Source organism: Psychrobacter sp. NZS113 (assembly GCF_015864825.1).
Classification (GTDB): Bacteria; Pseudomonadota; Gammaproteobacteria; order Pseudomonadales; family Moraxellaceae; genus Psychrobacter.
Genome location: NZ_JADYWL010000003.1, coordinates 172,884 through 198,839 on the forward strand (window position 1 = coordinate 172,884; position 25,956 = coordinate 198,839).

Here is a 25,956-nt window from a genome sequence, read left to right on the forward strand (position 1 = left end):
AGAGAGATATTATAAAAATGAGCGATTTTGTATGGCTTGACCAAGCGTCATACTATCAAGATACTCAAGTTCGCCGCCCATCGGTACACCTTGCGCCAATCGCGTAACTTTATTGACATGACGGCTAACGGCTTCACTGATAAAGTGTGCGGTGGTCTGCCCTTCGACAGTAGTACCAGTGGCCAGTATCAGCTCTTCAACCGGCTCTTGTTTGACACGCCAGACCAGCTGATCGATATTTAAATCATCTGCACTGATGCCGTCGATAGGTGATAAGTGTCCACCTAAGACAAAGTAACGTCCACGATAGCCTGCTGTCTGCTCTATCGCCATCACATCTGCTGCTGTTTCGACCACACATAGCAACCCATCATCACGTCTAGGATCTTGACACAGCGGACAGATAGCCTCATCACTGAAACTATGACAACGCTGACACTCAACAATATCACGCATCGCATCATCAAGTGCTTGGGCGAGCGCCATGCCTTGTGGGCGTTTTTTGGTGAGCAGATGTAACGCCATACGTTGGGCACTTTTTTGCCCGACGCCTGGCAAAATACGTAGCTGTTTGACCAGCTGATCAAATTTGGCTGTCAGCAAAACCACTTCCTTTATCTATAAACCGTAGCTATAAAAATGGGGTCGTATCATGTCGATAACAACCCCATTTACTAGACATTATAGTCAGATGACATATCGCCAATTAACTATAAAACAAGCCGCCTATCCATACCAAAAATTAAAAATAACGAGGAAGACTAGTACTGCCCTAGTAGGTTCAGTAAGTCTAACAAGTTAGATTATCTCTGGAATAGATATTAGAACATGCCTTGCATACCTGGTGGTAGGCCCATACCTGATGTTGCGCCAGCCATAGTTTCTTCATACAAGTCATCTGCTTGACGAACGGCATCATTGATAGCAGCAGCAATTAAGTCTTCGATCATGTCTGGCTCATCTTCGAGCAAGCTTGGATCGATGGTTAAACGCTTAACGACATGACGGCCAGTCATGGTTACTTTTACCAGACCGCTACCCGCTTCTGCGTGCACTTCTTTATTGGCCAAATCTTTCTTAGCATTTTCAACGTTTGCTTCGACTTTCTTTTGCATCGTTTGTGCTTGTTGCATCAATGCTTGAATATTCATAGTTGCCTCTTTTGTTTTTTAATAATAAATGATTGATATTTGACTAATATAAAGTGCTAACAGCGATTATACCGTTATCTTTACAAACTGTCTAAACCACGCGCCAAATCTTTGATGATATCTTCTACGTCTTCTAAACCTACAGACAGACGGATAAGACCATCTTTGACGCCTGCTTCTGCACGAGCCTCAGCAGTCAGACGGAAATGTGTGGTGGTCGCCGGATGGGTAATGGTTGTTTTCGCATCGCCCAAGTTATTGGTGATAGACACCATCCGTGTTGAGTCAATGACATGCCAAGCGGCAGCTTTTGAGTCAAGGTCAGCAGTCGGCTTTACTTCAAAACCCATGATAGCACCATAGCCACCTTTCATATGATGTTGGCGCGTGGCAAGCTCATGAGCAGGATGATCGCTCAACCCTGAGAAATGCACGGTACTCACATTAGGGTGATTGACTAAGAAATCAGCTACTTGGTTGGCATTCTGACAATGCGCTTGCATACGTAATTTAAGCGTTTCAAGACCTTTGGTGAATACCCAAGCGTTAAATGGGCTCATACTGATACCGCCTGAGCGTACCACGGTAAATGCTTCTTGCATAAGCTTGTCGCTACCGACCAGCGCGCCGCCGAGTACTCGACCTTGACCATCCAAATATTTAGTTGCAGAGTGAATCACCACATCGGCACCCAAATCTAATGGGCGCTGTAATGCTGGCGTGGCAAAGCAGTTATCAACCACTAATAAGATATCATTGGCTTTACATAACTGGCTGAGATAACCAAGGTCGCAAATCTGTGCCAACGGATTACTTGGGCTTTCGCAATAAATAACCTTGGTATTTGGCTGAACGGCATTCGTCCATGCTTCGTTATCGAAGCAATCAACGTAGCTAACTTCAACGCCAAACTTGGCCATATAATTATTAAATAGACCAATGGATGAGCCGAATAATTGATTGGCAGCCAGTAGATGATCGCCTGCTTTCAAATAGGCCAAGCACATGGTTAAAATCGCACCCATCCCTGAAGCCGTCGCAACGGCGCGCTCACCATTTTCGAGGGCGGCTAGACGACGCTCAAAGGTACGCACGCTCGGATTGGTATGACGTGAGTAAACATTACCCGTCTTGGTGCCATCAAAGTGCGCAGCGGCATCAGCGGCAGACGTGTAAACATAAGAGCTGGTAGTGAAAATAGGCTCTGAATGTTCACCTTCATCTGTACGATGCTGACCTGCCCGTACCGCAATGGTCTGCATGCCATAATCCAGCCCTAAATCTAAGGCATCGTTGCGCCAGTTTGGATCTAATTTGTTTGCATTGCTTTCATCATTGGTTTGCGACTGACTCATAAATCTTCCGTTACTTTGATAGTTATAAATTTGACTGTAATAAAAATGACTGCTTATTTTTTAATTATTGACTTAGGGCGTGTCTTCAATTCACTCGATAGTCATCTCAATGGGCTAAAAATGGCTAAATCTTGCCAAACATCGTCAAATAGCTGGTTAATATCCCGATATTATCAGCGCTATTTTTCTTGTTTGACGGCAATTTATCTCATTTTTATCACCATTTTTGAAATGAAGACACGCCCTAATACACCAGCGTTATCATATCATGCCAACTTATTCCAAACAGCTGGTTTCAGATGATTATCAAATGTTATTTTTGAATACCGATATACATTTATATCTTTGAAGACAAATAAGGATTAAAGAGTAGTCAAACAACCAATAAATGCGCCGCCAAATCTAACAAAAATAACGTATTTATAATAGGCATAGATGCCAACAGCTGATAAGCTTAGCGGCGATCTAAGTTCCACCTTGGGCAGTTTTGTCATTTGTCCCATAATTGACACTATTTTCTGTCAGAAAACACAGAGATATCATGCTTATTTTTAACGGAATTTTTATTATATCAAGGCTTACTAAGGCAGCTCATTTATGTCAATGTTCAGTATAGATCCAAGCAATCTATCGTTGAGTCTAACGCTCGGACTTACCTTAGGACTGGTTGGGTGCCAAAGCTTACCGAAGCAACCACATCTGCCTGAAAGCCAAGCGTTATCAGCGCGTGTGGAGGCTCTGTATCAACCTAAAAGCAGCCAAAACATTGATGAAAATAAAACATCTATAGCCAATAATATCGATCTAGTGGCGGCGGTTAGTGAGCAAAATGATATTCATCCAGAACTGTCAGGCTATCACCCTATCGTGACTGGTGCCAATGCATTTGCCTCTCGTAGTATATTGACGGATATGGCCACACGCAACATCGATGCACAGTATTATATTTGGCACAACGACCAAGCAGGTCAATTGCTCTTAAGAGATTTATGGAAAGCTGCTGAGCGCGGCGTGCTTGTGCGTTTATTATTAGATGATTTTAATAATAACGCTACATTCGATCAACATTTACTACGTTTTTCTAGCCACCCCAATATTGCAGTACGTATTATCAACCCTCTTATGCACCGTAAATTTCAAACATTGAATTACGTCACGGGTTTACCACGTATCAATCGCCGCATGCACAACAAGAGCATGACCTTTGATAAGCAAATCACCATTATTGGTGGGCGTAATATTGGTGATGAATATCTAAGTAATGATAAAAACAGCCAATTTGCAGATCTAGATGTTTTACTGATTGGTAAGGTAGTCGCAGACATTGACAACAGCTTTACAAGTTATTGGTCATCGCCGCTATCATTTGATATCGAAACCCTAGTCACTGCCGATGCTGACGCACCGTCTGATTTTTTATCAGCATTAGACAAACTTGGTCTAGATGGCAAAAAAGAAGAGAACGATTTAACGATTTATAAAACAGCAATTGAAGATTCAACGATAGACAATGATTTGATCAATAAACGTGTGCCCTTTCGTTGGACGGACATGCAGTTTTTGAGTGATGATGTTGGCAAACTAACAAAGGCGGTTCCCACTGATACCAATTTAGTGCATCAGCTACGTACATTGTTAGGTACACCAACCAAGCAGTTAACGATTATCTCATCTTACTTTGTGCCGACCAAAGACGGCGTAAATACGTTAGTGAAGCTAGCCGAAGCTGGTGTTGATATCAAAATTTTAACCAACTCGTTTGATGCAACTGATGTGACTGCTGTGCACTCTGGCTACAGCCAATGGCGACCTAACCTACTTCGTGCCGGTGTCAAAATCTATGAGCTAAAATCCACCGCTTCTGAAGAACAACGCGAAAACAAGCTATGGAAAGCGCGCAGTCAGTCCTCAACCAGCTTGCATGCAAAGACTTTTGCGGTTGATGACCACCAAGTATTCATTGGCTCATATAATGTTGACCCCCGATCTGCCAATATCAATACCGAAATGGGTGTGATTATCAATGATGATGAGCTAGCAAGACAGTTGCATGGTGCGCTTAGCGATGATCTATTAGGCAAGGCTTATGAAGTCAAGTTATTAGACAATGGTAACCTACAGTGGCAAACCATGGAAAACGATAAAAAAGTGGTTTACGATTCAGAGCCACGTGTCGATGTCAGTGATCATGTTTGGCTGACTATCATGTCATGGCTACCTATTGACTGGCTACTATAGCGTTCACGCTTGATAGACTTCGAAACACTCATTCAGATTTAAATAACGTAGCATAACTGAGTGAGTAATTTTTGCGTATGCTTAGCTTCACCGCTTGTAAATTAGACACTTGTTCCATCATATTTTAGCTCCCAAACCTTTATTTTTTCGACAAATCATTATCTATTCATACTGATTTGTCGTTTTTTATTATGGCCGGTTATCTAGATAATAACCGGCTTAACGAATGCCTTTATATATGCGTGATCTATTATGCCTTCTCGTTCTCAATATGCACTGATGTCTTCTAGAGACAGAAATACAGTAATGTTTATCTGCTTTAGTAGTGCAGTGGCATTTTTTGATTTTTTGATTTATTTATATATCTCAGATATTGTGGCGGCCGCTTTTTTTCCTGCTAACATCGATCCTACTATTACAAAGATACAAGGGCTTGGACTATTTACGATTGGTTATTTGGCACGCCCGATTGGTGGCATCATTTTTGGCCGTTATGGTGATATCAAAGGTCGAAAACCCATACTATTAATCAGTATATTAGTGACTGCGCTCAGCCTATTGGCAATGGCAAGCTTACCTACTTATGCACAATGGGGATTGATTGCGCCCATCTTATTTATCACCCTACGGTTTATACAAGGCATGGCATTTGGTATTTATGTCCCACTCGCTTGGATTTTTGTGGCAGAGCATGTGCCACGGCTGTATTCGTCGGTAGTCTGTAGTTATGTCAGTGCCAGTTTCTATGTAGGGGTACTATTCTCTAATGCCTTCTTTCTTTGGCTGACCAGTGCCATGACGACGTCACAATTGGCTGATTATGGTTGGCGTTTACCATTTTTCATCGCGGCTGCCTTGAGCCTTATGCCACTATTGGCATGGCGATGGATCGATGAGTCGCCATTTTTCCTTGAAATGAAAAGCTCGCAACCAAATAACTACGTTGCCAAACCATTCCGCCTCCTCTTCAAGCACTGCAAACATTCATTATTTATTGGTATGGTTCTCACGCTTATTGTTTCTAGTGTAACGACTGTGGTTGTGCTCTTGTTGCCTGATTTGATTGAAATGCACTTTACCTTAGATAGCGATCTGTTTGGATTTTCCCACAGTCTAGGTATTATATTCATGATTCTTGGCTGTATCTTTTATGGAATAATCTCTAACCATCAAAATTTTGGTAAAATTTTGACAATTGGTTCTATTCTATTAATCGTTCAGATGCTGGCATTCTTTTACCACCTACAGGGGAGCGGTGACTACATCCTTATTATGTATGCGCTGTTAGGATTTTGTGCTGGCATCATTGGTATGATACCAGCCATTATCTTGCAGTTATTTCCAACCAATGTCAGACTCACAGGAATGGCTTTTTGTTATAATATAGCCTACGGCATCGTCGGAGTACTAGTACCTTTCGGGCTTGGCTATGCCACTATTTATGTGTCTTTCTCACCAGCACTCTACATTGCGTTCATCGGTTTTATTGGGATAATAATGGGTATTTACTTCTATAATTTGCCTGAAGCCAAAAAAATCGATCATATTATCTAGTACGGGATATTCATTAAAATGTTTATACCATTATTTGGTATAAACATTTTTGTACCAAACCCCACATCTTCAAAGATTAGAATATTAAGGCTTAACAATCATGGTTGATATGACCAATAAAAGACTCTCTGTCGCACCAATGATCGACTGGACAACCACAGATTATCGGTACTTTGCACGGCTTTTTAATCCGCACGTGTACTTATATACAGAGATGATCAGTACGGGTGCCCTAATACATGGTAATCGCGCACGGCATCTACGCTTTGATACGCAAGAGCATCCATTAGTGTTGCAGCTGGGTGGCGCTGACAACAGTGAGATGACTCAATGTGCTGAATTTGCACAGCAGCATGGCTATGATGAAGTCAATATCAACGTTGGTTGCCCATCAGATCGCGTACAGCATAATAAGATAGGCGCTTGCCTAATGGCAGAGCCTCATACGGTTGCAGACTTGGTCAAACATATGCAAGCAGCAGTCGATATTCCGGTGACGGTTAAGCACCGCATCGGTATTGACGACTTTGACAGTTATGAGTTTATGGTAGATTTTGTGCAGGCGGTCGCCGAAGCTGGCTGTACACGATTCATCGTTCATGCACGTACTGCTTGGCTACAAGGGCTGAGTCCTAAGCAGAATCGCGAGATACCACCACTTCGCTACGAAGATGTTTATCGCCTAAAACAAGACTTTCCAGCACTCGATATTGAAATCAATGGTGGGATCGACACCATCGCTGATATTGAAGCGCACTTGCAGCATATTGATGGGGTCATGATTGGACGAGCGTTTTATCACAATCCTTACTTATTGGCAGAAGCCAATAGTCTATGGGGCGACGAGCCAACACCTAAACGCTCAGAGATTCTATCGCAGCTTTATCCTTATCTCGAAGAGCAACTCGCCAAAGGTGAGCCGCTACCTACGATGACGCGTCATTATTTAGGGTTGTTCCAAGGACTTATGGGTGCACGTAAATGGCGTCAGGCATTGAGTGGCAAACCTCAGCTGACCATTGATGATATCAAACGCGCGGCAGATGAAGTCTTCTTATTGAATCCTGATATGTAATCGCTTTTATCATCGTAAGAACGACAATAAAGACATATAAAAAATCAGCAACAATTGCTGTTTATTTAAGCTCCTTGCGCCATATATTGCCACATCGCTACACCGTTATTAGCGATGTGCAATAGTATTGGCAACAATAATGACCCTGATTTGATGCGTGCATAGCAAAATACCAATGCCAATACGACAATGGTGCTGATTTCATAAACACCATACTGCACATGGATTACTGCAAATATCAAACTGGTCACAATACTGGCAACGATTGCGCCTCGATACTTTGTTGGATAAGAGGAATAAGAGGAGTCAGCGAACTGTTCTGCAATAGCAGTCCATAATATACCGCGAAAGACCAGCTCTTCATATAGTGGTGCAACGACGACCATCGCAAAGACCAGCAGCCATACCGAACTGACAGACTGGTATAGCGGATCTACAAATACCAGTGGTGTCTCATCGAGAAAGTACGTGAGCGCCTGACTGGCAATCATAAATATCAATAGCAGTCCAGCCATTCCCAGCCCAACCGCAGGTGGAAATGACTTTAGCGCCAAATACTGACGCACACTGCCTCCCCTCAAACGAATGACTGAGAAAGTAGTCGCTGTTATTAACACACAACCTATAATGATAGAGAGGCTCACAACCGTGCCATCATTACCGCCAAATAAGAATATATCGCCTACTGTTGCATTTTGAGTAGCAGGTAATACCAACTTGCCAGCGACATATATCCCTAATAACTGACTGATAAAAAACACCATCAACATGCCTACCGTCAGTAGGAATGCACCTAAGTTTGAAAACAGTGGTACATGGTTAGGCAATGCAGCTTGCTTGTGTGCGTCAGTAGCATTTTTTAGCATAAAGTCGTTACTCAAAAGTCTGTTTTCAGCCCATGTCTGTGAAAAACATTAATAATAATTGGCGACTATTTTAACAGTTGCTGCTCAATCAATGACAATACTTGCAGTGATACAGAGTCAGGATGTTCAAGCGGGAACATATGACCACCTGCATGAGTGGTATAAGGCACCCCTAATCGTGCCTGCACTTGCTGAGGGAAGTGACGTTTTAAGAATATGCTATCTTCACCAATAATCAAAGTTACGGGCACCTTAGGACCACGATTTGGTGCCAACCAATACCAAGATGGATTGGTACGGAATACGGCAACTTCGCTCGATTTAGGAATGGCCAAAGTTACTTTACCGTCAGCACGCTGGTGTAGGCCGTGGTCGATATAGCCTTGAAAACTGCGCTCATCAAAATTCTTAAAAAACCCTTTATGGCGCATTTTTTCATAAGCATCTGCTCGACTATCCCATACATCACGGCGATGCTTGGATATTCCAGCGGGTGATAATTTATCCATCAAACGGTTATTCATCAACGGCAAACGATCCACTGTCTTTGCCAAGTGCCATAGCAGACTTACCTTGCCATAAATCCAAGGCGGATCCATGAGGACCGCTTTCGCAAAGTACTTTGGCTCACGATACAATGCTTGCATGGTACACATTGCGCCAAGTGAGTGGCCGACTGCGACTACTTGCGCGACGCCATGTTTCTCACAAGCACTTTTCACACTATCAATAATTTGGTTTGTGAGGCTGCGCCAATGATCATCTACAGGATAACCTGGAGTATCACCTAGCATCGCAATATATTCAATCGTAAAAAACTCTGCTAAATTCTCAAAAAATGGCTGATAGACAGCACTTGGCATACCATTGGCATGTGCAAAATGAATAACAGGTTTGTTTGTTATGTTAGAGATAGGTAAAGCGGCAAAGGTCTGAAAATTGCGTTCATCAGTCATAACTGGCTCTCATCGAATCATTATGGATAGCTTATGTGTCATTTGTCATGATTAAATCTGACATATCTGACATATCTGACATATCTAATATATAAATAAGAAGGCTGAGCATAATCATATACTCAGCCTTATCAATCATACACAGTAAATCTAAAATACAAAATGCTTAACGCATCTCTACATTGCCATCTTCTTTTGTTAGGACATCAAGATTGACACTTGAACCAATGCCTGCACCTAACTTAACAGCGAAGCGATCCATAAACGACTCAAAAGGATCTGTTGGGCTGTAGTTAATCGCCGTATCAAGATCTAACTCTTTTTCTAAGCTCGCGATGCTACCTTTCTTGTCTGCTAGACCAAGTTCGATAGACTGCTCACCTGTCCAAAATAGCCCTGAGAACAACTTATTCTGTTCAGGATTTTTTAGACGGTCGCCGCGGCCTTCTTTCACTGCATCGATAAAATGCTTGTGCGTATTTGCTAATACTTTCTCGACATGACCTTCTTCATAGTCAGTCAATGGACGCGATAAGCTTAGGATATCTTTGTACTCACCAGCGGTCAAAGTACGATCTTTTACGCCCACTTTATCCATCAAGCCTTCAATATTATAGCTCGACATAATCACGCCGATAGAGCCAACCAAACTTGATGGGTTGACATAAATCTCGTCTGCTGCAGAAGCAATGTAATAAGCGCCAGAAGCACCAATATCACCAATCACTGCGTAAAGTTTCTTGTCTGGATATTCTTGACGCAACTCCATCATAGTCTGCCAAATTTCATCAGACTGTACAGGTGAGCCGCCAGGTGAGTTGATATCTAGCACAACAGCTTTTGAATTACTGTTTTCAAAAGCACGGGTTAATGCTTCATTGACATCATAGGCATTGGCCACATCGCCACTACTAATGACGCCTTGCAGCTCAACCACGGCCAAATGTGGCTCGCTGTTGTCAACTGCATCGATACCTGTTGATGCACTGCTGCAACCACGGCCAAGGGTCAGAAATATCAATAAGATATAACCAAAGGTCAATAATTTAAAAAAGATACTCCAGCGACGAGCGCGGCGCTGTTCAACCACACTAGCTAGTAATGTGTTTTCCAGCAGTCGCCACTCTTGTCCAGTCGGTTGGCTTGATTGTTGAATGGGTGCTGGCTGATTTGCCGAAGTGTCAGGACGTTTATTAGGGTCTGGTGGCCAGTTGGGCATATAACTTCCTAAGTCAGAAACAATCTAAAACGATAAAAGAGATGATATAGAATATAAATGTAGTAAGAAGCTAGTTCTTACTCTCAACGCATTTGTAATACAATCGTCATTTATATTAATAGGTTGGTAAGTATGGTCGCATTTTCATCATGGTTCAATAGTATAACTGTGAAATATCACCATATTGTAACGCCAAGAGTATGAGCAATTTTTTGAGGGGCATTATTATAATTTAGTATGAGAGTTTGCTCTGAGAGTTATCATCTATAGATAGTGCCACCTCCAGCGCTTTATCATCATAGGTCATAATTTCATTAATGCTTTGAAGGCCTAGTACATTGGCGGTTATATGCGATGTACTGTGTCCAAGCCATGTAATATCAGATAGCATTGTTGTTTGATTGATAGTTATTGGATCAGTGGTTGTTTTGTTAATAGGTGTTTGACCAGCAGCTACCTGACCAGATAGTGGCTCCGTTGAACACAGCAGCTCCCACATCTGCCAAACACGTTGATGGGTATCTACATTCAAAACAAGACGTGATGTAGTCTCTGCTACATTAGGCGTCAAGGATGAAAGGTTTGATCGCAGTGTTTGTACAGCTGCAGGTGCTGACCTAAGTGGATCAGCTGCATTGTACTTTAATATTTGTATCGGTAAACCAGTGTCTATAGCGAGCGTGCAATCCCAGACGCTGTCATCATCTATTGTGCGCCAACCTGTCAATGCTTGTATGGACAAGTCGCCATTCGGTAGCTGCCATGTTTTACCCTGATCGCAACTTTGCACGCTAATATCTGACTTACTCTTAATTTGACTGGCGACCTTATATGAGCGCTGAAGTGCAGGCCAACGATCAAAGCGCCCTGCCTGCCAGTACTTATTAATAGGCAGCTGCTGATTTAACTGGACAACCGTCAGTGGTAATAGCTCAGAACCTATAGTATTGATGTCAGCACGCTTATCATCAGTCGTCAGCGTATCCGTTAATCCAACACTACCACTCTGTACGGTAATACCGTCTAGCTTACCAATCGATAAACTACCCAATTGCTGCTCTAACATCGTCGAGAGCTTCTCTACCGTCAAGTTACTTGGCATCGTTCGTGTGGCTTTCGGTCGGTGATCGGCTAAAAACAGCCAACTGACACTCCCATTATTAGTATTTTCAGAATTGATAATAGGATATTGCAACAGAGCAGCGCTTATATACTGATCACCCGTTGGTAATATATATAACGTTGGTGTCATCGTTAGTGACTGCTGATTGGCATAAACGGTCATCATTAGCATGGTCAATGGCGGCAACACTAGCCAACGACTGATAAACCCACGTGGTAACAGCCAAGGCAATGTGCTCAGCAATACCATCAATAAAATCGCCATATTTACTGGTGTATAGAGCCATGCTTCTGACAACGATGATAAGGAAGTTAGCCACGTCATCAACTCATGCAAGCTTGCAACAATTACGCTCACCAATGCCCAAATACTATCGGCGATAGTAGGTGACAACAGATAAAAAAGTCCTGCCAGTAGATTGAGCGGTACAATCACCCAACCAAATAAGCCGATAGCAAATAGATTGATGAAAAGTCCCCATAGTGAGGCCTTACCGAACAGCAGTAACGTAATGGGCAGTAAAGTGATAAACAACCAAAACTGTAATTTGAATATGCGTCTACCTATCATCCAAACACGTTTGGCCAACTCATTTATAGCATTAGATTTATAGGCGCCAGCTTGATGAGTAAATACAGAGGCTTGCCTATATTTATAGGACTTGTCTTCGTATTTGAGTAATAGTGCCACTGCAATAAAAGACAACCAATACCCTGCTTGCCATAGTACATAAGGATCAAGCCATGCCATCAATACTGCCAGTGCGAATAATACACGCATGGTGCTGATAGGTAATAAGGTTAAACGCACCAAGCCTATTGCCAATAGCATCCATGCAGTACGGGCAGCAGGCACATCAAATCCGGTGAATAAGGCATAAACAAAAGCAGCACCGATCATCACCCACCAACGCACTTGCCAACGTGGTATATAGCGATAAGCAACTGGACAGAATCGATCAAAGATTAGAACTGCACCACCCGCCAGCACAATCGCTAAAAACAATACATGCGTCCCTGATATTGCCAGTAAATGTGAGATACCTGCCAGCTGATACAAATCTTTAGTATCGCGGTTGATTAGACTACGGTCGCCTGTCAGCAGGCTCAGTATGACAGCTTTTGCTTGCTGCTCTGCTGTGGTTTTATCACGCCAATCGGTATAGAAATGCTGCCGCAATTGCCAACGCCCTTGGTCAATACGAGTACGCAAACGCTGAAGATAGCTATCGGAAGTAGGTGCTATGTTCGATGGCATATCATTAGAAAAGGTCGACGTACTAACCGCCAATATGTTTGCGACACCATCAATATGGCGACCTCGCAACCAACGATAGCTATCAAAACCAGAAGGATTATTTAACACTTGTTCAGAGGTAGCCAGTGGCGCAAGCGTCAAACTCATAAATAGCTGATCACCTGGCTGCAAATGATTTAAGTTTGCAAATTGATGACTGTCTGAAGACGTTTTGGATAGGGTTTTTTTGGGGTAAGCATTGAGTAATACACGGTACTCTATACTCTCATTGCCATTATTATCTGGACTGCTATCTGAATGGTTATCATACGACGTATCGTTATTTAAGGAACTCTTACTTAGGCTATTTTCTAAAAAACCAACGTTAATATCATCTAAGTCTTTCGACGTTAACTCTGATACCAGCGGTGATATATGGCTAATAACCGCTACTTGTCGATAGCCGCTTTCTGTAGTGGCATCATAGAAGCTATCACTTATCCCCTCAACGGTCACCAACGCTTGCACACGCATAGGCTCAGTGACTGCTGTCATTTCTGCTTGTTGGTGGCTTAGCAAAGCTTGCATCGCGCTGCCGATGACCAATCCAATCGCCAATATAGCGACTATCAAATGACTAGCAATACGACATAATAGTTTAGGATAATGTGGAGAGTAACTAGAAGGTTTTTGCGAGGAACGGCTGATATTGATGGAAGGTATATTGAATTGAACAAGGATAGTCAAAGTGATGGCAAGCGCCATTAGTGATAAAGGTGCAATAGATACATTAGTCATATCCATTAACAACGGACTCATTGGCATACTATCCGCAACTGCCAACACGCCCATCATAGCGCTAATAATCAAGCTACAGATCAACCAATACACCAGCACTCCTTGCTTGATGATATAAATATTATGATATGGCTAAATATAGTCATTGGTTACGGTGGACAGCAACCTAGCACCACAAAGAAGTATCGACATAAACTTAAGCCCAAACGAGCGGTAGCTAATACGTCATACAATGGCATTTATATTTATATTACCCTATACTGCTCATACATAGTACGATAACGATACTCTGACATTATCATACTATATAATCTTATCCTTATTTTTATTAAAAATATTACCTTATAACAGTCCATCAAGATGATTGATTGGGCTGTAGTTAACGATTAAAGGCAATCTTGTGCCCCAAAAACGTCTAAAAAGCCTACTTCCTACACCAGAGAAAATTCTAGAAAGTCGCACCTTAAAACTGTTTGCACCGCATTTAGCTGATCCACGATTATGGCACTTTAATCGTCACAGCCTAAATAAAGCGGTCTATATTGGTGTGCTTAGCGCATTTTTTCCATTGCCAGGACAGATGCTGATAGCGTTGGTCGGCTCATTAATCTTCCGTGCCAATGTTCCGATGGCGCTCGGTTTGACTTGGATTACCAATCCGCTTACTAGCTTGCCTATCTTTTATGCTGGTTATTACATCGGCGCTAAAATTATCGACGCACCAGTGCTAAGCCTTCGACTTATTGGAAGAATGATTGCTGATTTTAGTTTGTGGGCGTTGTCAGATGGTGCCAATCCATTTATTACCTATCGCGGTACTGTATCGATTGCGGCATTTTGTATTGGACTCACGATTTTGGCGGTGTTGACTAGCCTTATTTGCGGACTGGCATTTAAAGCTATTTGGCGTTATAAAACGGTCGTCAGCTGGCAAAACCGTCAGGATATACCTTCTGACAAACCGCCTGAATCTTAAACTAAGCTAGATGCCATTAGATTATAGATTACTAACAGCATCAGCCTTAAACTAGATTGCCTAAACTACACGTCTTTGCTATTTTCTATAGCTTCCGTAATATTATTGGTGAGATTGCTATCCATCACAAAAACCTCAATCACCTTCTCACCTTTGAAGAGCGTATAGCGTTTGCCTGTTGCGCTATCTTGAGCTTTGAGATCGTAGTCGACACCAGCCAAAGTAATGGCATCAAAGACAGGTGTCAGTAGATCTACCTGTTCCTGTCTATCAATCGTATCGAACAATGCTGGATCCATATAAGAATGTAGCGGCGCATTGCCTTCTTCGGCGCTGCCAAAAGCTTCGATTGGATCTTCATTTTCATTCATTATGTTCATCCTTGTCAGAAATAAGGGGCTTAATACTGTTCCCAATGACCATTACGCAATAGTAGTTGACGATCTGCCAATGCCGCCAGATTGCGATCATGCGTCACCATCAATAATGCGGTCTGCATCGTGTTTTGTAATTCTGTCAACAGTCCAAAAACGCTTTGGGCATTATCATAATCCAAGTTACCGGTTGGCTCATCTGCCAAGATAAGCGATGGCTTGGTCACAAGCGCACGGGCAATCGCCACACGCTGACGCTCACCGCCTGATAACTCGCCTGGTCTATGCATCAGACGATGCTCTAGACCGACACTTTCTAGAATATCAATCGCTTGTTGACGCGCTTCAGTCGTCGATACTTTTGGTCGCATCAATAATGGCATAGCGACATTTTCGATAGCCGTAAATTCAGCCAACAGATGATGAAACTGATAAATAAATCCCAAATGCTTATTACGCATCGCACCACGTTCGGTTTCATTCATACTGTTTAATAATTGACCATGTAGCCACACTTCACCCGTAGTAGGTGTATCAAGACCGCCTAGCAAATGTAGCAATGTACTCTTACCTGAGCCACTGGTACCAACGATAGCAATACGCTCGCCAGCCTTAACCGTCAAATCCAAGCCAGTCAATACTTGCGTACTAACTGCCCCTTCATCATATATCTTGTTGATATTTTTCGCCTCTAAAATGGCAGACATGGTATTTCCTTTATTCTATTTATATAGTTGATGCTTTATAAAATCATTTACTCATAACGCAATGTTTGTGCTGGCTGAATTTTAGCAGCGCGACGTGCTGGGTAGATCGTTGCCAAAAAGCTCAATACAAACGATGCACCAGTAATCAACACCACATCTAGTACACGCAACTCTGACGGCAAATAGTTCACAAAATACGCATCAAATAGGTTCAGGTTAAAGACTTGGTTGATGAAACCCAAAATATCGCTGACCGTGAGGGCGAATATCACACCCAATATCGTGCCAGCAACCGTACCGATGACACCGATGACCACACCTTGAACCATAAACACTTGGGTAATCAATCGAGGTGATGCACCAAAGGTTTTTAAGATTGCAATGTCCGCTTTCTTATCCGTGACAAGCATGACCAGACTAGAAACGATATTGAAGGCTGCAACTAATATAATCAAAAAGAGCAGTAAGCCTACCATCGCCTTTTCCATCTGAATGGCACCAAACAGATTGCCATGAGTCTGTGTCCAATTATTCGGATACAATCTATCAGGGGCAATCGCAGCCGCTTTCTCTGAGGCAATTGGCGCAGTAAAGATATCATTAAGCTTCATACGCACACCCTGTGCACCCTCTGGCAGACGTAACAGTTTTGCAGCATCACCCATAGGAATAAAGGCCATCAGACTATCGACTTCTGGACTAATAGTGAAGATACCCGTCAAAGTAAAGCGCTTAAATCGCGGTATGACACCGGCTGCTGACGGTGATGCCTCTGGCAATACTAACGTGACTTTATCACCGAGTTGCAACCCTAATGATTGCACCATCTCTTCACCCAGCACAATACTAAAGTCACCATTTTGTAAGGTATCAATACTACCCTCAACCATGTGCTCATTGATTATAGAGACCTTTTTCTCATACTCAGGTTCAACACCTGTGACCATAATCCCTGCGACCTGACCATTTGAAGTCAACATCCCTTGCAGTTGGATAAATGGCGCTACCGCTGCCACTTCTGGGTCTTCTTTAATCTTGTCTGCCAATTGCTCCCAGTCACTGATAATCTCAGATGAGACGACCGTTGCTTGCGGCACCATACCCAAAATACGGGTTTTTAGCTCTCGATCAAAACCATTCATGACCGACAACACCGTGATTAATACGGCAACCCCAAGAGTCAAACCAATCATCGAGATCAGCGATATAAAGGAGATAAAACCATTACTACGCTCTGCTCGGGTATATCGTAAGCCGATAAATAACGCTAAAGGACGAAACATATTCAAACTCTTTATCTTATCTACGTGCGACTTTATATATAGTCGGTTCAATATAATTTGGATACAAGGAAAGCAAGTGAAAGTACTACAAGTAGTAAACTAAGCGAGACTGACACCATATCCAATTTATAGAGGATTGGCTATATGCTATAAAACGAGCACACAAACTGGGTTTCAGACGAGCTTAAGACAGCCGTCAAAAGGGAGCTAGTTTGACACAAATCAGCTGATATGTGCCAATCATTAGCAAAAACTGAGTATGTTTTTTGCTAAAAAACAGGGTTTTGTTACTATTTTTTATGTGGGACTTGCTATTACTTGCGTCAATACCTATATATTGTATGCTAAGGACAATTGTCATTACCCATTCATTGTTGTTTGTTCACCTTTTGCTGATGACAACGTTGCTAGCCATCATAGACCCATGTTTAGCATAGTAGGTTATGGTATCCAGTAATCGCAGCTTTAGCGCCAAACTTCACGCTGACTTAATTTTGAGTACTCTCATGACCATTAATTACCAATATAAAAACATCCAGTCTCCCACTAAGGTAACCTTAACTGACGAGCAATCTGCAGGTCACGCTGATCATTGGCGAATTCTGACTGACGATATGAGCCATGACGTACCAGAATGGCTACAGAAAATGATCGAACAAGCAGCGATGCCTAAAGGTCTTAATAGCAATGTAAGCTCGCAAGATAGCTGCCTATTACTATCGGAAAACCAACCATGTCATATCAATCAAGTACTGGCGATGAAAAATGGTAAGCCTGAGTGCTTCATCAATGCCTACCCTTGTGTCGATAGTCCATATGGCCTAAATTGTAAAATTGAACGTATCATCGCCAATGACAACTCACACGATGCGGTATTACGCTTGCATACGGCTGATGGCAGTATCATCTATGCTTTTGATCAGCTTTATACGACCAACCGTCATTTATATCAACGAGATACGTCATACTTTGTGAACCTTAGCGCTTGGGCACATGAGATCAAACACAGTGAACAAAACGAAGTAATTATGGTCGAAGATCAAGAGTCGATTCGCTATCATCGTGCCTTTAACGACATTGTTGCCGCCAATGATGGAAAGATACCCGACGATTTGCAAGAGCAAATCAAAGAGTGGAAACCTGAGACCAAAGAGCAAATGGCGCCTGTCGAAATCAACTTGGGTCATATGTGTGCATATCTATTTGGCGATACACTCGGACAAGAAGACGAGGCATGGTGTCAGGGTCAAGTCCTTGGCAAACAAGAAACCGTCTTCAATGGCAAATCTATTATTTTGTTTGATATCGTCATATTACGCGAACAAGACGCAGACCCATTTGTGATACGTGTTGGTGCGCTCAACACGGCAGAGACAGCCATCATTAAAGTGCATGATTATATACAAGCCAACGTTTGGTTACAGGCGGCTATCTATAAGCAAAACCAAAAAAGTGCAGCGCAACAGTCCAAAGCCAGTTAATCAGATAAAAACGTATTGTTATTAAATTTATCAATAAAAAATCCTCTAATATGAATTAGAGGCTTTTTTACATCAACTGAATCATTCACATAGAACCATGCAAATATAAAACTAAGCCATAGTCGTCATAGACTTGATACGAGAGTACAGCTCTTTTTGCTCAGTGCTTGGGCGAGCAGTCTGTACTGCCATCAATTGTGACATATCGCCTTCAACACGAATTTTACCGCTCATAAATGCACCCATGATTTGATTGGTATCAAAATCAGTGATGATCGATTGCAAGATACTACGATCAAGTAGCAAGGTCGTGGTCGCCGCATCATTTAAGCCGCGATGCAATAAGCCATTAGTGAAGTTGGCTTCAATATCTTGATCAGTATCAGAAACCTTTAAGTTGACGATCATATTTGCAAGTGCTGGTGGTAAATTAAGCTCACCCGCTTCTTGACCCATTTTCTCAACTTGCTCAAACCATTCATTTGTCAAAAAAACTGCCATATTATTGTCCTTAATTAGTATTATGTAAGGCTAAGGTTTTAGTCACCCTCGCCTGACTGAACATCAAATTATAAAATAATTTCTGATAGCAATGATATAAAAACGCTGCTACCTATCATATTTAACCTCATTATAAGGGTCGGCTTGATGATAAGTAAAACTTATTTACATGACTAATGCTGCCATTGTTACAAGATTCTTTTTCATCCTGACAGTAACGTATGACACTTACCATCTGTTTCTAACCAAAGACCACCTCTAGAATCATGACAAAATTGTGTATAAAATAAGCGGATAGTGCAGCAATAATAAGTTGCACGCTAGAGTTTTTACCAAAGAGTTTGTATTTTGCCGCATAGTTCTGATGATATTTGATTAGGATTGCGTTACAATACCCTTAAACAGAGTCGGGAGTTTTAACTAAACATTACGTAAACATGTTTTTTTGTCAGCCGCCGCTAGCATACGTCTATGGTCAGTGCGTTTTTATGGCCCTATGGATATTGGTATCTATCTTCATTGGTACAGAATTTTGGTAATAATTAAGATAAATACTTAGCCTCATTAGATGTTTGATGCTCAAAAACGGCGCATTTTCTTATTCACCTTAACAGTTATTAATAATCCTACTATCGATTGGCCATGAGTGCTGTGATTTTAAATGCCTCTGTATATGAGCACCAGCTGATATATGGCTTAGATTGATAGCTAATAACGTTAAAACTATAAGCAATCCAAAAAACAGCATGTACCGCAACTACTATTTGACCATCAATTATTATGATGCAGATAGTGCGGAGAGTTAGTTAATTCTGTTGATAATTCGGGCTGTAAAGGAATCATCCAATGAGTTTACAAAACACAGCAGTCGCCCCAGTGGACCGTGAGTACGAAATTACTATCGTAAGATTTTTTGCGATAATGGCCGTAGTTTGGGGCATCGTCGGCATGAGTATTGGTGTGTTCATTGCTTCACAGTTAGCATGGCCAGCACTCAACTTTGACATTCCATGGCTGACTTTTAGTCGCCTAAGACCGCTTCATACCAATGCGGTCATTTTTGCGTTCGGTGGCTCTGCCCTGTTCGCAACGTCTTACTATATTGTGCAACGTACCTGTAAGACACGGTTATTTGCGCCTTATTTAGCTTGGTTTACCTTTTGGGGTTGGCAAGCGGTTATCGTATCAGCAGTTATTACCCTTCCTCTAGGCTTGACCTCGACTAAGGAATACGCTGAGCTTGAGTGGCCAATCGATATTTTGATTGCTTTGGTATGGATATCGTATGCCATTGTCTTTTTCGGTACGCTCATCAAACGTAAAACCTCACATATCTATGTAGCTAACTGGTTCTTTGCAGCTTTTATTATTACGATTGCACTACTGCATATCGTAAACAGCATGGCGATTCCTGTTAGCGCATTTAAATCTTACTCGTTATTTGGCGGTGCAACTGATGCGATGGTGCAGTGGTGGTACGGACATAATGCGGTAGGTTTTTATCTAACGGCAGCATTCCTTGGGATGATGTACTACTTCGTTCCAGTACAGATTGGTCGTCCTATTTATTCTTACCGTTTGTCTATCGTTCACTTTTGGGCACTAATTGCTTCATATATGTGGGCTGGTGGTCACCATTTGCATTATTCAGCGCTTCCAGATTGGACGCAGTCATTAGCAATGGTATTCTCAATCATCCTATTTGCACCATCTTGGGGTGGTATGATTAACGGTGTACTAACGTTATCAGGTAGTTGGGATAAGTTACGTACCGATCCAATCATTCGCTTTATGATTGTTGCATTGTCGTTCTACGCCATGTCGACGTTCGAAGGCCCAATGATGTCTATTAAGACAGTCAATGCGCTATCGCATAACACGGATTGGACAGTAGGACACGTACACTCAGGTGCGCTTGGCTGGGTTGGTATGATTACCATTGGTTCACTATACGTATTATTACCTCGTATCTTTAACAAACCAAAAATGTACTCTATCAGCTTAATCACCACGCATTTCTGGTTAGCGACTGCAGGAACGATCTTCTATATCGTGTCTATGTGGATTTCAGGTATTGGCCAAGGCATGATGTGGCTGGCTACCAATCCAGATGGTACTTTGGTATATAGCTTCGTTGATACTGTTGAGTTCTCACATTTCCCATATATCGGTCGTGCTTTTGGTGGCTTCTTATATGTGTCGGGCATGTTTGTGATGGCATACAACGTTTATAGAACACTTAAGATGCCAGAAGGCAAGCCTGTAGATGTGGCTGATCCAACGGATCATGAAACTAGTGTTGATAAACCTTCAGCAGCTAACGTATAAGGAGCTATCATGGCTGGTACACCGCATGAAATTATTGAAAAAAATACAGGCTTGTTGGTCATCGGTATCGTTATTGCTATTAGCTTTGCAACGCTAGTTGAAATCGTACCATTGATATATGACAACAAAGGTCCTGAAGAAGGTGGGGTTAACGCTCCCCTCCCCACTATGGAACCTTGGACGGCACTAGAGTTCGAAGGCCGTGACATTTATATTCGTGAAGGTTGTCACGTATGTCATACCCAAATGATTCGTCCGCTACGTGCTGAAGTTGAACGTTATGGACCATACTCGCGTGCTGCAGAATCAACGTGGGATCACCCATTCTTGTGGGGATCTAAACGTACTGGACCTGATCTAGCACGTGTTGGTGGACGTTACTCTGAAGACTGGCAAAAGCAGCATTTGATCAATCCGCGTTCATTGGTTCCTGAATCAGTAATGCCTGGCTTCCCTTGGCTCGCTGAGAATGAAGTAGATGGTGAAAACATTCAAGATAAAATGCGCCTATTCCGTGATCGCTTTGGTGTGCCTTATACTGAAGAAGATATCGAAGGAGCGCCAGATGCTGTTCTTGGTGCCACCGAACTTGATGCTTTGGTTGCCTATCTACAGCAACTAGGCACCGCGATGGAAGGACAGCGCTAATGGGTATTGGTGAATTACAAACAATTGCGACCGTTTCTGCCTTTATTGCCTTCGTAGGTGTTGCATGGTGGGCGTATTCGCCAAAAAACAAAAAACGCTTCGAAGAAGATGCACAACTTGCGCTTGATGACGAAGATATAAAGTCTTTGTCTGAAGAGCAGCGCAATAAGGATAAACGATGACATTTTTTTGGAGTTCTTGGATTACTATAATAAGTATCGGATGTTGGCTCTTTATTCTTGGGGTTTTGTTATTTGTTCTAAAATACAAACCTGACGTAGAAGAAGATGGCACCACTGGTCATACCTATGATGGTATCAAAGAATATGACAAACCATTGCCTAAATGGTGGCTAGTAATATTTTTTGGTTCGATTGTTTGGGGTGTTGCTTACTGGGTATTTTTCCCAGCTATGTTCCCCAAACATTGGGAAGGAATTGCCACTGTAGAAGTCGATGGTGAAACTGTACCATGGACCTCTAAAAACGAGCTATATAGTGAGCTTGAACAGAACAACAAAGTATTTACGGATAACTTTGAACAGAATATCTTGGCGAAAGCAGATGCAAGTGGTGCAACATCAACGTTAGCCACACTTGCAGATATGCAATCGACTTTGCGTCATAGCGAAACAGCACCAGCAGACTTAAAAACTCAGATTGATGGCAAAGTTGCAGAACTTGCACCTTATGTTGAGAAGCTATCTGAAAATCCGAATGCCTTGAAAGTGGGTAGCCGTTTATTTTTACAGAACTGTGCTGTATGTCATGGCTCTAACGCTAAAGGTGCAACCGGTTATCCAAATCTGACTGATAATGATTGGTTACATGGTGGAAAGCCAGAGAATATCTTGCTGACCTTGCATAACGGCTGGCATATTGGTGTAGATTACAAGAAAGAGCCTGCAAAACTACCAATGCCTGCTTGGCGTGAAAACCTTGGTGAAGACGGTGTGCGTGCGGTTGCTGAGTATGTACTATCAATCTCTGGCAATCAAAACGATTACGATCTAGACCAAACGTTAGTTACACAAGGTAAGACATTATTTAATCAGCCTACTAACTGTGTGCTTTGTCATGGCCCAGAAGGTAAAGGTATGGTATCTACAGGTGCACCAAACCTAACAGATAACATCTGGCTGTTCGGTGGAGATCGCGAAACCATCCGTGACACCTTACGTTATGGTCGTGCTGGTGTAATGCCACAATGGCAGACTAAACTGGGTAATGAACGCATTATGCTGCTTGCGGCCTATGTTTATTCATTATCAGATAAGGTAACACCGCCTATGACCCAGCAAACTGCTACTGCTACTGCTACTGCTACTGCTCCAACTGTAGAAACAGCAGAAGCTACTGCTAACTAATACTTTTAGTAGATTGCTCTGTCGTAAATGAATGATATTGAAAAAAGGGAGAACTGTTATTACAGTTCTCCCTTTTTTATATGCTTTCACTAAGTCATGTTTAATATTTGACCATAGCACTGCCTATTTGCGAACATCAAACATGCCCTAGACTATGTACGAAATCTGAATACTGATTAGTACACAACTAGCATGTTTTGAGAATAAGATATTGATTGCTTTTTGATATTATTACCCCATTTATAGTAAGGAGAATGCTAAAATAGCCGCACTCAAAAACAGTGCATCAATCGCTGATTTATACAGCTATTTCTCATTTTCATTAAGTTATTCGTAATCGATCATTTGGTAGATGGTTTAATAAATATTTATCCGCTACCTACTGACATTGATAACATCGTTCGCTCATACATCTTATGATTCAAGATGTTTGTTCATCATGCCAGCAAACTGATTCTTTTTTTAAAGAGGCACGTTTATGTCAGCACAACAATCCAATAAAATCCCTGTACAGCAAATTGACTTAGATGCCACCAAACACCGTGTTCATCCTAGGTTCATTAAAGGCTTTTATCAAAATATTCGTATCATCACAATGTATGCTCTATTGGCTGCTTTTTTGCTTTTGCCATGGCTACGTTACAATGGCCGACAAGCAATATGGTTTGACGTTCCCTCACAGCATTACTATATTTTTGGTACGACCTTTCTGACTCAGGACTTTTATTTCATTGCCGCTTTTGCCATTATTGCCGCATTCATGCTATTCATGGTGACCGTTTATGCAGGCCGTGTATGGTGTGGTTATGCTTGTCCACAGACGATTTGGACACACTTGTATCAGTACGTTGAAAAGTGGATCATTGGTGATCGTAATAAGCGCATAAAGTTCGACAAAGAGCCAATGAGCGCACAAAAAGCCTTTAAACGCTCTGCTGTATATTTTATTTGGTTTGTGCTTTCAGTTATCACAGCAGCGACTTTTGTAAGCTACGTCGCTGGCACAGACTATCTGTACCAAAGCTGGCAAATGATTGGGGTTGTCCCAATTCCTGATTGGCCAACATGGGTATGGGTATCGATGTTTATTTTCACCTTTGCCACCTACGCCAATGCAGGCTATATGCGTGAGCAGATGTGTATCCAGATCTGTCCTTACGGTCGCTTTCAGAGTGTGATGTTTGATAAAGATACACTGGTTGTATCCTATGACTACGAACGTGGTGAGCCACGTGGTGCACGCAAAAAAGGCACAAACCCTGAGCATTTGGGCGACTGTATTGAATGTACAATGTGCGTGCAGGTCTGCCCCACTGGCATCGATATTCGTGATGGGTTGCAGGTGGGTTGTATTCAGTGTGCCGCTTGTATTGATGCCTGTAATGATATTATGGACAAAGTAGGCTACCCTCGTGGGCTCATCCGCTATACGACGGAACGACAGCTGGCAGAAAAAGAAGATACTCGTGTATTTAGTCCACGCTTATTTGCTTATTTAGCAGTCATTTCTGTTTTATGTGGTGGTCTAGTTTATGCATTGACGGATCGTGTGCCCTTAGAGATTGATATTCGTCGCGACCGTAATCAGTTATCTTCAATAAACAATCAAGGCATGATTGAGAACAGTTATATTGTTAAACTGACCAATAAAACACAAAATCCTCATGCCTATAAAATAACACTAGCGCCGAAAGATGGTTTGAGTTTAGAGCTACGATTCAACGATGTGCCACTAGAGGCAGGCGAAAGTTTTGATATGCCAGTTAGCATCTATGGAGATCCAGATGTGATCGATTTCGAACAGACGCCCATCACTCTAAATGTGACCAGTGAAGATGGACAATACAAAGTCAGTAAACAGAATGTCTTTACTACTCAAGGTCAGTAGGCTTCAATAAACTATTGAGCGCCTCGCTAGTATATAATTATACATACTACCTGTTGATCTATGACTAGCAGGTAAACCATTTATCATTACACTGGCAGCATGTAGCCGTCAGATGGTTCGTTGATACAGTTTATAGATGTCTGACAAACCAGATATCTGATTAATAGGTACTTTATGTCTAATCCAGCATCAAACTTTAAGCATCAAGACACTCAGCCATGGTATAAAAATTACATGGTCGTTATCTTTGTGATTGGCATGCCAGCATTTGTGGTAGTGGCCTGTATCTACTTTGTTTACTATTCTTATCAGATTCGGGACAGTGTCGTACGTGACGATTGGTATATGGATGGCAAGACTCTTTATCAAGATGTGTCACGTGACAAGCTGACTTATGATTTAGACCTACATGGCAAAATGCAATTTGCCGATAATGGGGATGTTACCTTTTATTTAGATTATCCTGAGCAAAGCTTGCAATCAGGTAAATTATTGAATGGTACGCCGCTCGTTTATCCAGAACAGCTAAACCTGTCTATCTCGCATGCCACTGATATCAAAAAAGACCATGATGTTATATTACAGCACCAAGAAGGCAATAAATATAGCGCGCGAGTCGATATGGATCCAGTAAAAGCCAAATACTATCTGCAAGTCAGTAACGGTGGTACAAATAACTGGCGTATGCAAGATGTCGCCAAGCTACCTCGTTCAAATGTTAGTTTTGTGCCCTTACAAGCTTTCGAAAAAAAACAACCTGATTGATCAGATGTAATCTTAAGACTTAAAAAACCAGCCATTAGTAAATAATGAGCTGGTTTTTTTATGAGTTA

Annotated in this window: 22 protein-coding genes; 11 read left to right on the plus strand and 11 right to left on the minus strand. The window is 42.0% G+C overall.

What is annotated here, in order from left to right:
* Positions 1-9: 9 nt before the first annotated feature.
* From recR to I6E61_RS05740, 3 genes are all read right to left on the minus strand, one after another.
* Positions 10-603, minus strand: a complete 594-nt coding sequence (gene recR, locus I6E61_RS05730) for a recombination mediator RecR (protein ID WP_197131285.1) — start codon at positions 601-603, stop codon at positions 10-12.
* Between the two features lie 218 nt (positions 604-821).
* Positions 822-1,151, minus strand: coding sequence for a YbaB/EbfC family nucleoid-associated protein (locus tag I6E61_RS05735; RefSeq protein ID WP_110922703.1), 330 nt, complete (start codon positions 1,149-1,151; stop codon positions 822-824).
* Positions 1,152-1,231: 80 nt separating this feature from the next.
* Positions 1,232-2,506: an O-succinylhomoserine sulfhydrylase gene (locus I6E61_RS05740; RefSeq protein WP_197131288.1), complete on the minus strand. Its 1,275-nt coding sequence runs from the start codon at positions 2,504-2,506 to the stop codon at positions 1,232-1,234.
* Positions 2,507-3,103: 597 nt separating this feature from the next.
* Between I6E61_RS05740 and I6E61_RS05745 the strand changes: the two genes are divergently transcribed.
* The 3 genes from I6E61_RS05745 to dusA all read left to right on the plus strand — a co-directional run bounded on the left by I6E61_RS05745 (position 3,104) and on the right by dusA (position 7,373).
* Positions 3,104-4,744 (plus strand): phospholipase D family protein, encoded by a 1,641-nt coding sequence (locus tag I6E61_RS05745; RefSeq protein ID WP_197131291.1) that lies wholly within the window; start codon positions 3,104-3,106, stop codon positions 4,742-4,744.
* Between the two features lie 252 nt (positions 4,745-4,996).
* On the plus strand, positions 4,997-6,298 hold the full coding sequence (locus I6E61_RS05750; protein WP_197131294.1) for an MFS transporter: 1,302 nt from the start codon (positions 4,997-4,999) through the stop codon (positions 6,296-6,298).
* A gap of 100 nt (positions 6,299-6,398) precedes the next feature.
* Positions 6,399-7,373 (plus strand): tRNA dihydrouridine(20/20a) synthase DusA, encoded by a 975-nt coding sequence (gene dusA, locus I6E61_RS05755; RefSeq protein WP_197131297.1) that lies wholly within the window; start codon positions 6,399-6,401, stop codon positions 7,371-7,373.
* A 65-nt stretch (positions 7,374-7,438) separates the two neighbouring features.
* Here dusA and I6E61_RS05760 read toward each other — a convergent pair whose 3' ends face one another.
* From I6E61_RS05760 to I6E61_RS05775, 4 genes are all read right to left on the minus strand, one after another.
* On the minus strand, positions 7,439-8,239 hold the full coding sequence (locus tag I6E61_RS05760) for a CPBP family intramembrane glutamic endopeptidase (RefSeq protein WP_227685701.1): 801 nt from the start codon (positions 8,237-8,239) through the stop codon (positions 7,439-7,441).
* Positions 8,240-8,304: 65 nt separating this feature from the next.
* A complete protein-coding gene (locus I6E61_RS05765; RefSeq protein ID WP_197131300.1) occupies positions 8,305-9,195 on the minus strand; it encodes an alpha/beta fold hydrolase in 891 nt (296 codons plus the stop codon).
* Between the two features lie 166 nt (positions 9,196-9,361).
* A complete protein-coding gene (gene sppA / locus I6E61_RS05770; protein ID WP_194197265.1) occupies positions 9,362-10,414 on the minus strand; it encodes a signal peptide peptidase SppA in 1,053 nt (350 codons plus the stop codon).
* Between the two features lie 232 nt (positions 10,415-10,646).
* Positions 10,647-13,664, minus strand: a complete 3,018-nt coding sequence (locus tag I6E61_RS05775) for a ComEC/Rec2 family competence protein (protein ID WP_320158572.1) — start codon at positions 13,662-13,664, stop codon at positions 10,647-10,649.
* 307 nt (positions 13,665-13,971) lie between these two features.
* Between I6E61_RS05775 and I6E61_RS05780 the strand changes: the two genes are divergently transcribed.
* Complete coding sequence (locus I6E61_RS05780; RefSeq protein WP_320108727.1) at positions 13,972-14,547, plus strand: DUF2062 domain-containing protein; 576 nt, start codon at positions 13,972-13,974, stop codon at positions 14,545-14,547.
* A gap of 65 nt (positions 14,548-14,612) precedes the next feature.
* Here the strand turns inward: I6E61_RS05780 and I6E61_RS05785 are convergent, their stop codons facing one another.
* Genes I6E61_RS05785 through I6E61_RS05795 form a run of 3 tightly spaced genes read right to left on the minus strand, consistent with a single transcriptional unit; the run spans position 14,613 to position 16,911 of the window.
* On the minus strand, positions 14,613-14,918 hold the full coding sequence (locus I6E61_RS05785) for a hypothetical protein (protein ID WP_197131303.1): 306 nt from the start codon (positions 14,916-14,918) through the stop codon (positions 14,613-14,615).
* Positions 14,919-14,947: 29 nt separating this feature from the next.
* Positions 14,948-15,628 (minus strand): lipoprotein-releasing ABC transporter ATP-binding protein LolD, encoded by a 681-nt coding sequence (lolD, locus tag I6E61_RS05790; RefSeq protein WP_110922693.1) that lies wholly within the window; start codon positions 15,626-15,628, stop codon positions 14,948-14,950.
* 47 nt (positions 15,629-15,675) lie between these two features.
* Entirely contained in the window at positions 15,676-16,911 is a 1,236-nt protein-coding gene (locus tag I6E61_RS05795) for a lipoprotein-releasing ABC transporter permease subunit (RefSeq protein ID WP_197131306.1), read from the minus strand.
* Between the two features lie 506 nt (positions 16,912-17,417).
* On the opposite strand from I6E61_RS05795, the gene I6E61_RS05800 reads away from it, so the two are divergent.
* Entirely contained in the window at positions 17,418-18,392 is a 975-nt protein-coding gene (locus tag I6E61_RS05800) for a hypothetical protein (RefSeq protein ID WP_197131309.1), read from the plus strand.
* A gap of 111 nt (positions 18,393-18,503) precedes the next feature.
* Here the strand turns inward: I6E61_RS05800 and I6E61_RS05805 are convergent, their stop codons facing one another.
* On the minus strand, positions 18,504-18,893 hold the full coding sequence (locus tag I6E61_RS05805) for an SCP2 sterol-binding domain-containing protein (RefSeq protein WP_194197260.1): 390 nt from the start codon (positions 18,891-18,893) through the stop codon (positions 18,504-18,506).
* Between the two features lie 846 nt (positions 18,894-19,739).
* Between I6E61_RS05805 and ccoN the strand changes: the two genes are divergently transcribed.
* The 6 genes from ccoN to I6E61_RS05835 all read left to right on the plus strand — a co-directional run bounded on the left by ccoN (position 19,740) and on the right by I6E61_RS05835 (position 25,888).
* Positions 19,740-21,221 carry a cytochrome-c oxidase, cbb3-type subunit I gene (gene ccoN, locus I6E61_RS05810; protein ID WP_194197259.1) on the plus strand — a complete coding sequence of 494 codons (1,482 nt, stop codon included), beginning with the start codon at positions 19,740-19,742 and terminating at the stop codon, positions 21,219-21,221.
* 9 nt (positions 21,222-21,230) lie between these two features.
* Positions 21,231-21,869, plus strand: coding sequence for a cytochrome-c oxidase, cbb3-type subunit II (gene ccoO, locus I6E61_RS05815; protein ID WP_194197258.1), 639 nt, complete (start codon positions 21,231-21,233; stop codon positions 21,867-21,869).
* A complete protein-coding gene (locus I6E61_RS05820; protein ID WP_194197257.1) occupies positions 21,869-22,051 on the plus strand; it encodes a cbb3-type cytochrome c oxidase subunit 3 in 183 nt (60 codons plus the stop codon). Before ccoO ends, I6E61_RS05820 begins: the two co-directional genes overlap by 1 nt.
* Entirely contained in the window at positions 22,048-23,235 is a 1,188-nt protein-coding gene (gene ccoP / locus I6E61_RS05825; protein ID WP_197131312.1) for a cytochrome-c oxidase, cbb3-type subunit III, read from the plus strand. The genes I6E61_RS05820 and ccoP overlap by 4 nt, the downstream gene beginning before the upstream one ends.
* Positions 23,236-23,713: 478 nt before the next feature.
* Entirely contained in the window at positions 23,714-25,123 is a 1,410-nt protein-coding gene (gene ccoG / locus I6E61_RS05830; RefSeq protein ID WP_197131314.1) for a cytochrome c oxidase accessory protein CcoG, read from the plus strand.
* Positions 25,124-25,297: 174 nt separating this feature from the next.
* Entirely contained in the window at positions 25,298-25,888 is a 591-nt protein-coding gene (locus tag I6E61_RS05835; RefSeq protein WP_194197254.1) for a FixH family protein, read from the plus strand.
* Positions 25,889-25,956 lie beyond the last annotated feature (68 nt).

Coding starts and splice junctions, on each gene's coding strand:
- ccoO (WP_194197258.1), top strand. CDS start 21,231: ATGGCTGGTACACCGCATGAAATTATTGAAAAAAATACAGGCTTGTTG.
- I6E61_RS05805 (WP_194197260.1), bottom strand. CDS start 18,893: ATGGCAGTTTTTTTGACAAATGAATGGTTTGAGCAAGTTGAGAAAATG.
- I6E61_RS05750 (WP_197131294.1), top strand. CDS start 4,997: ATGCCTTCTCGTTCTCAATATGCACTGATGTCTTCTAGAGACAGAAAT.
- I6E61_RS05800 (WP_197131309.1), top strand. CDS start 17,418: ATGACCATTAATTACCAATATAAAAACATCCAGTCTCCCACTAAGGTA.
- ccoP (WP_197131312.1), top strand. CDS start 22,048: ATGACATTTTTTTGGAGTTCTTGGATTACTATAATAAGTATCGGATGT.
- I6E61_RS05765 (WP_197131300.1), bottom strand. CDS start 9,195: ATGACTGATGAACGCAATTTTCAGACCTTTGCCGCTTTACCTATCTCT.
- I6E61_RS05745 (WP_197131291.1), top strand. CDS start 3,104: ATGTCAATGTTCAGTATAGATCCAAGCAATCTATCGTTGAGTCTAACG.
- dusA (WP_197131297.1), top strand. CDS start 6,399: ATGGTTGATATGACCAATAAAAGACTCTCTGTCGCACCAATGATCGAC.
- sppA (WP_194197265.1), bottom strand. CDS start 10,414: ATGCCCAACTGGCCACCAGACCCTAATAAACGTCCTGACACTTCGGCA.
- I6E61_RS05740 (WP_197131288.1), bottom strand. CDS start 2,506: ATGAGTCAGTCGCAAACCAATGATGAAAGCAATGCAAACAAATTAGAT.
- I6E61_RS05795 (WP_197131306.1), bottom strand. CDS start 16,911: ATGTTTCGTCCTTTAGCGTTATTTATCGGCTTACGATATACCCGAGCA.
- I6E61_RS05760 (WP_227685701.1), bottom strand. CDS start 8,239: ATGCTAAAAAATGCTACTGACGCACACAAGCAAGCTGCATTGCCTAAC.
- I6E61_RS05820 (WP_194197257.1), top strand. CDS start 21,869: ATGGGTATTGGTGAATTACAAACAATTGCGACCGTTTCTGCCTTTATT.
- I6E61_RS05735 (WP_110922703.1), bottom strand. CDS start 1,151: ATGAATATTCAAGCATTGATGCAACAAGCACAAACGATGCAAAAGAAA.
- I6E61_RS05835 (WP_194197254.1), top strand. CDS start 25,298: ATGTCTAATCCAGCATCAAACTTTAAGCATCAAGACACTCAGCCATGG.
- ccoG (WP_197131314.1), top strand. CDS start 23,714: ATGTCAGCACAACAATCCAATAAAATCCCTGTACAGCAAATTGACTTA.
- ccoN (WP_194197259.1), top strand. CDS start 19,740: ATGAGTTTACAAAACACAGCAGTCGCCCCAGTGGACCGTGAGTACGAA.
- lolD (WP_110922693.1), bottom strand. CDS start 15,628: ATGTCTGCCATTTTAGAGGCGAAAAATATCAACAAGATATATGATGAA.
- I6E61_RS05785 (WP_197131303.1), bottom strand. CDS start 14,918: ATGAATGAAAATGAAGATCCAATCGAAGCTTTTGGCAGCGCCGAAGAA.